12 protein-coding genes are annotated in these 11,873 nt (G+C 73.5%); 10 read left to right on the top strand and 2 right to left on the bottom strand.

Features of this window, described 5'->3' with window-relative positions; translation table 11 throughout:
* Nucleotides 1–11: 11 nt before the first annotated feature.
* Complete coding sequence (locus ABEA04_RS21885; protein ID WP_345464070.1) at nucleotides 12–1,175, bottom strand: hypothetical protein; 1,164 nt, start codon at nucleotides 1,173–1,175, stop codon at nucleotides 12–14.
* Nucleotides 1,176–1,265: 90 nt separating this feature from the next.
* Here ABEA04_RS21885 and uvrB point away from each other — a divergent pair, with 90 nt between their 5' ends.
* The 5 genes from uvrB to ABEA04_RS21860 all read left to right on the top strand — a co-directional run bounded on the left by uvrB (nucleotide 1,266) and on the right by ABEA04_RS21860 (nucleotide 6,460).
* A complete protein-coding gene (gene uvrB / locus ABEA04_RS21880) occupies nucleotides 1,266–3,389 on the top strand; it encodes an excinuclease ABC subunit UvrB (protein WP_345464067.1) in 2,124 nt (707 codons plus the stop codon).
* Nucleotides 3,386–3,688, top strand: a complete 303-nt coding sequence (locus tag ABEA04_RS21875) for a hypothetical protein (protein ID WP_345464064.1) — start codon at nucleotides 3,386–3,388, stop codon at nucleotides 3,686–3,688. The genes uvrB and ABEA04_RS21875 overlap by 4 nt, the downstream gene beginning before the upstream one ends.
* A 178-nt stretch (nucleotides 3,689–3,866) precedes the next feature.
* Nucleotides 3,867–4,508 (top strand): hypothetical protein, encoded by a 642-nt coding sequence (locus tag ABEA04_RS21870; protein ID WP_345464061.1) that lies wholly within the window; start codon nucleotides 3,867–3,869, stop codon nucleotides 4,506–4,508.
* A gap of 67 nt (nucleotides 4,509–4,575) precedes the next feature.
* Nucleotides 4,576–5,091, top strand: a complete 516-nt coding sequence (locus ABEA04_RS21865) for a RodZ family helix-turn-helix domain-containing protein (protein WP_345464058.1) — start codon at nucleotides 4,576–4,578, stop codon at nucleotides 5,089–5,091.
* A 25-nt stretch (nucleotides 5,092–5,116) separates the two neighbouring features.
* A complete protein-coding gene (locus ABEA04_RS21860) occupies nucleotides 5,117–6,460 on the top strand; it encodes a hypothetical protein (RefSeq protein WP_345464055.1) in 1,344 nt (447 codons plus the stop codon).
* A 121-nt stretch (nucleotides 6,461–6,581) separates the two neighbouring features.
* Here the strand turns inward: ABEA04_RS21860 and ABEA04_RS21855 are convergent, their stop codons facing one another.
* The gene (locus tag ABEA04_RS21855) at nucleotides 6,582–7,295 is read right to left on the bottom strand and encodes a FadR/GntR family transcriptional regulator (protein ID WP_345464052.1); all 714 of its coding nucleotides are present in this window, start codon (nucleotides 7,293–7,295) and stop codon (nucleotides 6,582–6,584) included.
* Between the two features lie 132 nt (nucleotides 7,296–7,427).
* Here ABEA04_RS21855 and ABEA04_RS21850 point away from each other — a divergent pair, with 132 nt between their 5' ends.
* The 5 genes from ABEA04_RS21850 (at nucleotide 7,428) to ABEA04_RS21830 (ending at nucleotide 11,868) form a co-directional block, all read left to right on the top strand.
* On the top strand, nucleotides 7,428–8,009 hold the full coding sequence (locus ABEA04_RS21850; RefSeq protein WP_345464049.1) for a gluconokinase: 582 nt from the start codon (nucleotides 7,428–7,430) through the stop codon (nucleotides 8,007–8,009).
* A complete protein-coding gene (locus ABEA04_RS21845; RefSeq protein ID WP_345464046.1) occupies nucleotides 8,006–9,397 on the top strand; it encodes a GntP family permease in 1,392 nt (463 codons plus the stop codon). The genes ABEA04_RS21850 and ABEA04_RS21845 overlap by 4 nt, the downstream gene beginning before the upstream one ends.
* 46 nt (nucleotides 9,398–9,443) lie before the next feature.
* Complete coding sequence (locus ABEA04_RS21840; protein ID WP_345464043.1) at nucleotides 9,444–10,250, top strand: sulfite exporter TauE/SafE family protein; 807 nt, start codon at nucleotides 9,444–9,446, stop codon at nucleotides 10,248–10,250.
* A 290-nt stretch (nucleotides 10,251–10,540) separates the two neighbouring features.
* The gene (locus tag ABEA04_RS21835) at nucleotides 10,541–11,491 is read left to right on the top strand and encodes a ParA family protein (RefSeq protein ID WP_425577066.1); all 951 of its coding nucleotides are present in this window, start codon (nucleotides 10,541–10,543) and stop codon (nucleotides 11,489–11,491) included.
* On the top strand, nucleotides 11,476–11,868 hold the full coding sequence (locus ABEA04_RS21830; RefSeq protein WP_345464039.1) for a hypothetical protein: 393 nt from the start codon (nucleotides 11,476–11,478) through the stop codon (nucleotides 11,866–11,868). Before ABEA04_RS21835 ends, ABEA04_RS21830 begins: the two co-directional genes overlap by 16 nt.
* Nucleotides 11,869–11,873 lie beyond the last annotated feature (5 nt).

The raw sequence follows: 11,873 nt of genomic DNA, 5'->3' as shown, positions 1-11,873 counted from the left end.
CGAGTCGAGGCTCAGGCCAGCGGCAGTCGGAACGGCGAGTAGCGGTCGGGGACGTCGATCGTCGGGCCGGCCAGCTCGGCCGTGCCGTCGACGCCGAACCGCACGATCGCGAACGTGTCGCCCTGCGAGACGACGGCGAGCAGGTGCTCGGCGTCCTCCCACACCAGCTGGCCGACGAGGCGGTTCGCGCCGCGGCCCAGGCGCCAGTCGGCGACGGTGGCGCCGGCGGCGTCCAGGATCGTCACCCCGCGCGTCGTGGCCCAGTAGCGGCTGCCCGCCACGCCCGCGACGTGGCGGCCGTCGGGGGAGAAGGCGACGAGCTCGCGCTCGCAGGTGCGCCAGGCGACGCGGCGGGGCGTCACCACGCCCCAGCAGCCGCGGTGGTCGCCGCGCTTCTCGACCAGGCCGAGCAGCCGGCCGCCGGGGCCGACGTCGACGACCCGGTGCACGCGCGGCACGGTGTCGACGATGCCGTGCGAGCTGGTGAGCCACACCCGGCGGTCGTCGGCGGTGTTGAGGAAGGCGGTGCAGCCGCCGCCCTCGGGGGCCTGCTCCTTGCAGGTGCCGCGGCCCCAGAGGGCGCCGAGCGAGGCACCGCGCCGCACCGGCGCCAGCTCGAGGGCGCGGCGGGCGCCGCGCTCGAGCACGCGCACGCGCCCGTCGTCCTGCTGCCAGCCGACGATGTCGCCGCTCGGCGTGGTGGCCAGGCCGTAGCCGTCGAGACCGCGCTGCTGCTCGATCATCCGGCCGTCACGGCCGACGAGCTCGACGACCGCGCCGGCCTCGGTGCCGTACGACAGCACCGTGTGGCCGCTGCCGGGGTAGTGCACGAAGTCGCCGAGCGGGCCCTCGGGCAGGGGACGTCGCTCGCCGCTGCGGCCGCGCACCAGGTGGAAGTCGCCGTCGCCGAAGACCGGGTGCCGGTCGACCGCGTAGGTGAGGTCGGGGCGTGGGCCGCGGGGGAGCGCGGTCACGTCGAGGGACGTCGGCGCGCTCGTGGACCGGGTGGAAGGGGTGGACGGCGTTGCGGGGGCTTTCCCGACGGCGTCAGTGGCGGCGGCGGACTCGGGCGGGGGGACGGGGGCGGCCGTCGAGCCGGCGGTGCCGCCGACGAGCAGCAGCGCGCCGGCGGCGGTGGCGAGGGCCGACCGGGAGAGGCGAGGGAGGGTGTTCATGGCAGGTGTGACGACGGTGCGGGCGGTCTGGTTGTGGCCGGGTGGTCGTCGTCCGGGCGGACTGTCGGTGGCCGGTCGTAGGCTCGCAGCATGCGTCCAGTCACCGACCTCGAGCGCCGCGTCGCGCCCTTCAAGGTCATCTCCGACTACTCGCCGTCCGGTGACCAGCCGTCGGCCATCGCCGAGATCTCCCAGCGCATCAAGGGCGGCGTGCAGGACGTCGTGCTGCTGGGTGCCACGGGCACGGGCAAGACCGCCACGGTCGCGTGGGTGGCCGAGCAGGTGCAGCGGCCGATCCTGGTGATGCAGCCCAACAAGACGCTGGCCGCGCAGTTCGCCAACGAGCTGCGCCAGCTGTTCCCCGAGAACGCGGTCGAGTACTTCGTCTCCTACTACGACTACTACCAGCCCGAGGCCTACGTCCCGCAGACCGACACCTACATCGAGAAGGACTCCTCGATCAACGAGGAGGTCGAGCGGCTGCGCCACTCGGCGACCAACTCGCTGCTCACCCGGCGCGACGTCATCGTGGTCTCCACCGTCTCGTGCATCTACGGCCTCGGCACCCCGCAGGAGTACGTCGATCGCATGATCCGGCTGCGGGTCGGCGAGGAGCACGACCGCGACTCGATCCTGCGGCGGCTGGTCGAGATCCAGTACACGCGCAACGACATGTCGTTCACCCGCGGCACCTTCCGGGTCCGCGGCGACACCCTCGAGGTGTTCCCGGTCTACGAGGAGCACGCGGTCCGCATCGAGTTCTTCGGCGACGAGATCGAGCGCCTGATGAGCCTGCACGCCGTCACCGGCGAGGTGCTCACCGAGGACGAGGAGCTCTACATCTTCCCGGCCACCCACTACGTCGCCGGGCACGACCGCATGGAGCGGGCGATCAACGGCATCGAGGCCGAGCTCGAGCAGCGGCTCGCCGAGCTCGAGAAGCAGGGCAAGATGCTCGAGGCGCAGCGGCTGCGCATGCGCACCACCTACGACATCGAGATGATGCGGCAGGTCGGCTCGTGCGCCGGCATCGAGAACTACTCGATGCACATCGACGGCCGCTCGCCCGGCTCGGCGGCCAACACCCTGCTCGACTACTTCCCCGAGGACTTCCTGCTCGTCGTCGACGAGTCGCACGTGGCCGTCCCGCAGATCGGCGGCATGTACGAGGGCGACATGTCGCGCAAGCGCAACCTGGTCGACCACGGCTTCCGGCTGCCCAGTGCGATGGACAACCGGCCGCTGCGGTGGGAGGAGTTCCTCGAGCGCATCGGCCAGACGATCTACCTCTCGGCCACCCCCGGCAACTACGAGCTCGACAAGGTCGGCGGCGACGTCGTCGAGCAGATCATCCGGCCCACCGGCCTGGTCGACCCGCAGGTCGTGGTCAAGCCCACCAAGGGCCAGATCGACGACCTCATCCACGAGATCCGCACGCGCGCCGAGAAGGACGAGCGGGTCTTGGTCACCACGCTGACCAAGAAGATGTCGGAGGACCTCACCGACTACCTCCTCGACGCCGGCATCCGCACCCGCTACCTGCACTCCGAGGTCGACACCCTCAAGCGCATCGAGCTGCTGCGCGACCTGCGGCTCGGCGACTACGACGTGCTGGTGGGCATCAACCTGCTGCGCGAGGGCCTCGACCTGCCCGAGGTGTCGCTGGTCTCGATCCTCGACGCCGACAAGGAGGGCTTCCTGCGTTCCGACAAGTCGCTCATCCAGACCATCGGCCGTGCCGCCCGCAACGTCTCGGGCGAGGTGCACATGTACGCCGACAAGATCACGCCGTCGATGGAGTCGGCGATCGACGAGACCAACCGGCGCCGCGAGAAGCAGGTCGCCTACAACAAGGCCAACGGCGTCGACCCGCAGCCGCTGCGCAAGAAGATCGCCGACATCACCGAGATGCTGGCCCGCGAGGGCGAGGACACCCAGGCGCTGCTCGAGACCTGGGCCGGCACCGAGGCCAAGGGCCGGGCGGGCGGCGTGAAGGGTCGCCAGCCGACGCCCGTGCTCGGTGAGAAGGCCGCCGGTCACCACGCCAAGGACCTGGCCGGCCTGCCCAGCAGCGAGCTGGCCCAGCTCATCCAGGACCTCACCGACCAGATGCGCGCGGCGGCCACCGAGCTGCAGTTCGAGGTCGCGGCCCGGCTGCGCGACGAGATCAACGACCTCAAGAAGGAGCTGCGGTCGATGATGGCCGCCTCGTGAGCGACGGTCCGCCGCTCACGCCCGACGGCCGCCACATCGTCGTCGACGGACGCCGCTGGCGCGCCACCGACCCCGACGCCCGGCGCAGCGAGCTGCAGACGGTGCTCATGGCGTGGCGGCGCGAGGTCAAGACCGCCAAGCGCGTGGACGACGACGGGGCCGCGCTGCGGCGCGCCCGGGCCGGCGTCCAGGCCGCGAAGGTGGCGCTGGGGGAGCGCGGCACCCCGTGGTGGGAGCAGTCCGACGCCGAGCGCCGCGCCCGCTGGGACGCCGACGTCCCCACCCCCGACGACGACTGACCGACTGACGCAGCGCAGGCCGGCGTCAGGGTCCGGTGGTCTCGAGGCTCGTCGCCGGGGCTCCTCGCACCTCGACCATCGTGAGGTGCGAGGCCGGCCACGGCCGAGCCTCGAGACCCCCGTCACAGCACGCCGACCGGGCGCCCGGAGCCTTGAGACGGTCGGCGATGATGGACCGGTGAGCCAGTCCAGCGGCGCGAGTGCGCCCGCCGACCTGCGGTGTGTGCGCGCGCTCGCGGTCGCCGGGGTCGCGGTGCTGCTCGGCGTCACCGGGCACGTCACCGCCGGCGGCGTGCTGCCCGGCCCGGGGGTCGTCGTGCCGCTCGTGGTCATGCTCGCCGTCGTCTCGGCGGTGCTGTTGGGCCGGCCGGCGTCCTACCGCACCCTGCTCGCCCTCGTGGCGGGCGGGCAGGCCGCCATCCACCTCGTGCTCACGATGGTCTCCGGCCACGCCGGTGACCACGCCGAGGCCGGGGCCGGCGCGCTGCCCCACGCGCTGCAGCACCTGCGCGACGACCTCACCGGCCCCCACCTCGTCATGGCGGTCGGCCACCTGGCCGCCGCCGCCGGCGTCGCGGGCTGGCTGCTGCTCGGTGAGCGCGCCGTGTGGTGGCTGGTGGCCCTGCTCGGCCGGCACGCCTGGGCGCGCCTGGTCGCCGACTGGTGGCTGAGCCGGCCGACGTCCGGCCCCGGTGCGGCCGGCACCCCCGGCTGGAGCGCCGCCCTCCTCCGCGTGCGCCGGGTGGCGGCCGCGGGACCGGTCGGACGTCGTGGCCCCCCGGGCCCGCTGCGCGCCCCGACCACCGCGCTGCCGGCCTGAGCACCCCTCGGGCCGTCGGCGCCGTCCGACCACCCCGAGCACCTCAGACCCACGCGAAGGAACCACCATGCGCATCAAGCGATCCGTCCTGCCCGGCCTGGCCCTGTCCCTCGTCCTCGTCGCCGGCGCCTGTGCCGGCCCCGACGAGGACGACGACACCGGCGCCACCGGCACCGACCCCACCAGCGCGAGCACGCCGAGCGACGCGCCCACCGACGAGGCGAGCGAGCCGAGCGCGTCGGGCGCGCCGAGCGAGGCCACCTCGCCCGCCGAGGTCACCTCCGAGCCCGCCGAGGAGCCGAGCGAGAGCGAGGCCCCGGCCGGACCGACCCTCGACATCACCATCGAGGGCGACGACATCAGCCCGAACGCCGAGGAGCTCGAGCTCGGCACCGGCGAGCCGCTGACCCTCGTCATCACCTCCGACCGCGCCGGCGAGCTGCACGTGCACTCCAAGCCCGAGCAGTACGTCGAGTTCGACGCCGGCACCAGCGAGCACGAGCTGGTCGTCGAGACCCCCGGCGAGGTCGAGGTCGAGGAGCACGACAGCGACGCCGTCGTCGCCCTGATCGAGGTCTCGTGACGGCCGCTGCGTCGGAGCAGCGCTGATGGAGTGGGCCCACGGCGTCGGGTCCGGCAGCGACCTGCCGATCCCGGCGTCCACCGCCATCCTGGGTGCCACCGCGGCGCTCACGATCTCCTTCGCCGTCCTGGTGCTGGCGTGGTCGAAGCCGCGCTACCAGGACGACGCCAGCGCCCCCGCCGCGCAGCGGCACCGCGACCGGCCCGCTCCGGCCGTGCTCGCCCGGCTGGTCGACAGCCGGGCGTTCGCGGTCGCCCTGCGGGTCGTCGGGCTCGCCGTGCTGGCCTTCGCGGTGGTCTGCGTGGTGGCCGGGGAGGACGACACCTCGACCAACCCGGTCTTCGGCCTGGTCTACGTCGTGCTGTGGGTCGGGCTGGTGCCGGCCTCGCTGCTGCTCGGCCCGGCCGTCAGGGCCGTGAGCCCGGCGCGCACGCTGCGCGACCTGCTGGTGCGGCTGCTGCCGGCCGAGCGGCGCGACGGCGTCGTCCGGCTGCCGGACGCCGTGGGCTATTGGCCCGCGGCGGTCGGCCTGGTCGCCTTCACCTGGCTCGAGCTGGTCTCGCCGAACGGCACCGTGCTGGCCACGGTCGCCACCTGGTTCGTCGGCTACTTCGTCGTGATGGTCGGCGGCGGCCTGCTGTTCGGCGAGCGCTGGTTCGAGCGGGCCGACCCGTTCGAGGTCTACTCGACGCTCGTCGCGCACCTCTCGCCGTGGTCGCGGGACGGCACCGGCCGGCTCGTCGTGGTCAGCCCGCTGCGCCACCTGCCGCGGGTGGTCGTGCGACCGGGGCTGGTGGCGGTGGTCGGCGTCCTGCTGGGCTCGACCGCCTTCGACAGCTTCCGCGACTCGGCCACCTGGGTGCGGTTCCGGCAGGACCACCCCGACTCGATCACCCTGTGGGAGACGCTGCTCCTCGTCGCGGCCTGCGCCCTGGTGACGGCGGTCTTCGCCGCGGCCACCGCGGCGCCGACCCCGGCCCGCGGCGTGGCCCGCCGTGACGTGCCGGGCCTGCTGGCGCACTCGGTGGTGCCGATCGTGGTGGGCTACATGACCGCCCACTACCTGACGCTGTTCGTCGAGACCGGCCAGCTGACCCTCATCCAGGCCAGCGACCCGCTCGGCACCGGCGCGAACCTGTTCGGCACCGCCGACCGCAACGTCGACATCTGGCTGAGCACCCACCCGACGCTGCTGGCCAGCATCAAGGTGCTCGCCATCGTGCTCGGCCACCTCGTGGGCGTCGTCGCGGCCCACGACCGGGCGCTGCGGCTGCTGCCGAAGGGCCGTCACGACACCGGTCAGCTGCCGCTGCTGCTGGTGATGGTCGCGTTCACCTTCGGGGGCCTCTACCTGATCTTCGGGTTGTAGACCGCGGACCCGAGGAGCGGAGGTCTCGAGGCTCGTCGCCAGGGCTCCCCGCACCTCGACCATCGTCAGCACACGGTGGTCGAGGTGCGAGGCCGGCCACGGCCGAGCCTCGAGACCTCCGTCAGTCGGCCGTCTCGGCGACGGCGCTGGCGGCCTCGTCGATGATGGCGCGCATCGCCGCCTCGGCGGCGTCGGCGTCGCCCGCCCGCACGGCGCGGGCGACATCGTCGTGGAGCGCGATGGCCGCGGGGTTGGGGCGGGCCGGCATCAGGTCGTGGTGGGTGCGGCCACCGAGCACCTCGGCCACCACGCCCGAGAGCGCCTGCAGCATCTCGTTGCCGCTGGCCGCGAGGAGCGTGTCGTGGAAGCGGACGTCGGCCTCGAGGTAGGCCTCGAGGTCGCCGGCGCGCCCCAGCACGGTCATGTCGCTGACCGCGGCCGCCAGGACGGCGCACTGCCCGGCGTCCGCGCGCTGCGCCGCGAGACGTGCGGCGACCGGCTCGAAGCCCGAGCGCAGCTCGCCGAGGGAGACCAGCTGGGCGGCCCGGTCGCGGCCGGCGAGCCGCCAGCGGATGACGCGCGGGTCGAAGACGTGCCACTGGTCGCGGGGCCGCACGGTGATCCCGACCCGGCGGCGCGAGGTCACCATGCCCATGGACTCCAGGACGCGCACGCATTCGCGGGCCATGGCGACCGAGACCCCGTGCAGCCGGGCGACGCCCTCGAGGGTCAGCACGGTGCCGGGGGAGAGGTCGCCGCCGACGATCTGCTCGCCGAGCGCGTCGAGCACCTCGGCGTGCAACGCGCCGCTGGCGCGGCGCTCCGTCGTCCCCATGGCGCGATCCTCCCAGGCCGGATCACCGCCAGTAAAGATCCGATGTATTACGACAGAGCGGTTGCAAAGATCTGATCTTTCACGGCATGCTGTGACTGCCGTCACGAGACGCCCGTCACCCCTGGAGCCGCCATGCCCGACCCCACCCCCACCCCCGCCGACCCCGGCGCGCCGCCCCTGGTCGTCGTCATGGGCGTGTCCGGCTCGGGCAAGTCGACCGTCGGCGCCGCGCTCAGCCAGCGGCTGCGCGTGCCTTACGAGGACGCCGACGACCTGCACCCGCAGGCCAACGTGGCCAAGATGGCCGCCGGTCACGCGCTCGACGACGACGACCGACGTCCGTGGCTCGACGCCGTCGGCGCCTGGCTCGGCGCGCACGACGGCACCGGGGGCGTCATGAGCTGCTCGGCCCTCAAGCGCGCCTACCGCGACCAGCTGCGCACCCACGCGCCCCGTCTCGAGCTGTTACACCTGCACGGCCCGCGCGAGGTGATCGCCGCCCGGCAGGCCAGCCGTCCCGGGCACTTCATGCCCGCCTCGCTGCTCGACTCGCAGTTCGCCACCCTCGAGCCCCTCGGGGACGACGAGCACGGCCTCGTCGTCGACGTCGCCCAGCCCGTCGACGCCCTCGTGCAGGCCTACGTCGACCACCACGCCGCCGACCAGGCAGACCAGACAGACCTGAGCCACCAGACCGACAGGACCACCCGATGACCGCCACCGCCCTCGCCGCACCGCTGGTGCAGGCCACCGAGCTCGTCGACCCGGTCGCCCCCGGCGGCCGGCTCGTCGCCGCCGCGCTGATCGCGATCGCGCTGATCGTCGTCCTCATCACGTGGGCGAAGGTGCACCCGTTCCTGGCCCTGATCCTCGGCGGCCTGACCGTCGGCATCGTCGCAGGCCAGAACGTCAACGACGTCATCACCAGCTTCAGCACCGGCTTCGGCTCCACCGCCGCCGGCGTCGGCGCCCTGATCGCCCTCGGCGCGATGTTCGCCAAGCTGCTCGCCGACTCCGGCGGCGCCGACCAGATCGTCGACACCATCGTCGGCAAGGCCTCGGCGCGCACGCTGCCGTGGGCGATGGCCGGCGTCGGTGCGCTGATCGGCCTGCCGATGTTCTTCGAGATCGGCCTCGTGCTGCTGATGCCGGTGATCTACCTCGTCGCGCGCCGCTCCGGCCAGTCGATCATCACCATCGGCATCCCGACCCTGGCCGGCCTCTCGGCCATGCACGGCCTGGTGCCGCCCCACCCCGGTCCGCTCGCCGCCATCGACTCCCTGAGCGCCGACCTCGGCACGACGCTGCTGTTCGGCGTGATCGTCGCCGTGCCCACCGTGATCGTCTCCGGCCCGCTGTTCGGCAAGCTGGCCGGGCGCTGGGTCGACGTCCCGGCGCCCGACCGTTTTGAGGTCGAGGAGTCCGAGCACGCGCGCCGTCCCGGCTTCGGCGTCACCGTCGCCACCGTGCTGCTGCCCGTGGTGCTGATGATGGGCAGGTCGCTGGCCGACATCACCCTCGACGAGGACTCCGTGGTGCGGCAGACCCTCGACGTCATCGGCAACCCGTTCGTCGCCCTGCTCCTCGCCACCCTCGCCGCCATGGTCACCTTCGGCTTCGCCGTCGGCATGGACCGCGCCAAGGTCACCAAGACCGTCGAGACCTCGCTGCCCGCCATCGCCGGCATCCTGCTCATCGTCTCGGCCGGTGGCGGCTTCAAGCAGGTGCTGGTCGACACCGGCGTCGGCACCCTGCTCGCCGACTGGGCGAAGGAGAGCAACGTCTCGGTGCTGCTGCTCGCGTGGGTCGTGGCCGTCCTCATCCGCCTGGCCACCGGCTCGGCCACCGTCGCGACCATCACGGCGTCCGCGCTGATGGCGAGCCTGGTGCAGGGCATGCCGCAGACCGAGGTCGCGCTCGTCGTGCTCGCCATCGGCGCCGGCTCGGTGTTCTTCTCCCACGTCAACGACGCCGGCTTCTGGCTGGTCAAGGAGTACTTCGGGCTCTCGGTCAGCCAGACCATCCGGTCGTGGTCGCTGATGGAGACCGTGCTCTCGGTGAGCGGCCTCGTCTTCGTGCTGCTCCTCGGGCTCGTCGTCTAGCGCGGGCCGCCGACCCCGCTACCGTGCGGCGGGTGGGCGAGGCGCGATGACCGTCGTCCTCGCCCTCCTGGTCGGCTTCGGCGTCGCGGCCCTCACCGCGCCGGTCGGCGTCTCGGGCGCGGTGTTCCTGCTGCCCGTGCAGCTGAGCGGCTTCGGGGTCCCGAACCCGCGGGTGACGCCCACCAACCTGCTCTACAACGTCGTCTCCGGGCCCGGGGCGCTGCTGCGCTACCGCCGCCAGCAGCAGTGGGACGTCGCCCTCGTGCGCGCCCTGCTCGCGGGCTCGCTCCCGGGCGTGGCGGTCGGCGCCGTGCTGCGGGTCTTCGTGCTGCCCGGCGCCGACGCGTTCCGGCTCGTCGCGGCCGCCGTGCTCGTGCCCACCGGGCTGGTGCTGCTGCGCCGCCGCAGCCCGAGCGCCCGCGGGCCGGATGACGTCCGCCCCTGGGCCCGGCGCACCTCCCGGGTGGCGCCGCTCGCCTTCGTCGTGGGCACCGTCGGCGGCGTCTACGGCATCGGCGGGGGATCGGTGCTCGGCCCGCTGCTGGTGGGCGCCGGGCTGTCGGTGCGCGCCGTCGCCCCCGCCGCGCTGCTGAGCACGTTCGTGACCTCGGTCGCCGGCGTCGTCTCGTTCGCCGTCATCGGCGCGCTGGCCTCGGAGTCTGCCGCCGCCACGGCGGGCGGGCCGATCGCGCCCGACTGGGGCCTCGGCCTCGCGCTCGGCCTGGGAGGCCTGGTCGGCGGCTACGTCGGCGCCCGGCTGCAGCCCCGCGTGCCCGAGACGCTCCTGCGGGTCGGCCTCGGCGTCCTCGCCCTGGCCGTGGGGGTCGGGTACGTCGTGCAGACGGCGTCGTGAGGGCCCGCGGCCGGGGGCTCCGTCGTCCACAGTGGTGTCCACAGCCCGTCCACAGCGGCCCTCGTGCCTGTGGGCGGCAGGCGGACGCCGTCCACAGGTCGGGGCCGCGGCCTGGGGGTTTCGTCGAGGAGGCGGCGTCCGGCCGCCGACGGCACTAGGGTCCCCCGGCGAGTCCTCCGCAAAGTCGCCGTGTCGACATTGAAGACTGGCCGTACCGCGGCTGACGAGACGGCCGAGGGCACGAGACGAGGAGCACCCCCATGACCGACAGATCCCTCGGGGCGGCAGCGATGCCCCCCCGCACCGAGATCCCCAGCGCGCCGCAGACCGACGCGACGACGCTGCCGTTCGAGCGCCCCGAGCCCGCCCGGCCCAGCGAGCCGACGGCGTCCGCCGACCGTCCGCTCGGACCCACCGGCCGCCCGATGCCCGACCTGCCCGAGCCGACGCCGGTCACCGAGCACGGCCCGGCCCGTGTCGTGGCCATGTGCAACCAGAAGGGCGGCGTCGGCAAGACCACCACCACCATCAACCTCGGCGCGTCGCTGGCCGAGCTCGGCCGCAAGGTGCTGCTGGTCGACTTCGACCCGCAGGGCTCGCTCTCGGTCGGCCTCGGCCTCAACCCCCACGAGATCGACCTGACGGTCTACAACCTGCTGATGCAGCGCGACGTCACGCTCGACGACGTCGTCGTGCCGACCAACGTCCCGGGCATGGACCTGCTGCCGTCGAACATCGACCTCTCCGCCGCCGAGGTGCAGCTGGTGCACGAGGTCGCCCGCGAGCAGACCCTGCAGCGGGTGCTTGCGCCGGCGATCGAGCACTACGACGTCGTCCTCATCGACTGCCAGCCCTCGCTCGGCCTGCTCACCGTCAACGCGCTCACCGCCTCCGACGGCGTGATCGTGCCGCTGGAGTGCGAGTACTTCGCGCTGCGCGGCGTCGCCCTGCTCAAGACCACGATCGACAAGGTGCGCGAGCGGCTCAACCCCAAGCTCGAGATCGACGGCGTGCTCGGCACGATGTTCGACGGCCGCACGCTGCACAGCCGCGAGGTGATGGAGCGCCTGGTGCAGGCCTGGGGCGACACCGTCTTCCACACCGTCATCCGCCGCACGGTGAAGTTCTCCGACTCCACCGTCGCCGGCGAGCCGATCACCAGCTACGCCAGCAGCTCGGCCGGTGCCGACTCCTACCGCCAGCTCGCCCAGGAGGTGCTCGCCAGATGGCCCGCCGAGTGAGCCTCCCGGCCGCCGACGACCTCTTCCGCCGCACCGGCGGGGACGACGACGGCCCGGCCGAGGGGCGCGCGGGCGCCGACGCTGCGGTGGGGAAGCCGCAGACGACGGTGCGCGCCGTGCCCAACCAGCCCGACGAGCCCGACGCCGCCGAGGGCAAGCGCGGCGCGAGCGGGCGCATCCGGCACGACGAGAAGATGACGGTCTACGTCACCTCCGACGAGCTGCTCGACCTCGAGCGCACCCGGCTCGAGCTGCGCGCGGTCCACGGGCTGGCCGTCGACCGGGGCCGGCTCGTGCGCGAGGCGATCGACCTCGTGCTGGCCGACTTCCACGAGAACGGCGACGACAGCCTGCTCGTCCGTAGCCTGACCCGGTGAGGTCC

The organism is Nocardioides marinquilinus, from assembly GCF_039543705.1.
GTDB classification, from domain to species: Bacteria; Actinomycetota; Actinomycetes; order Propionibacteriales; family Nocardioidaceae; genus Nocardioides; species Nocardioides marinquilinus.
The sequence above is the reverse complement of the archived record's forward strand: the minus strand, read 5'-3'. Positions and strand labels throughout refer to the sequence as shown.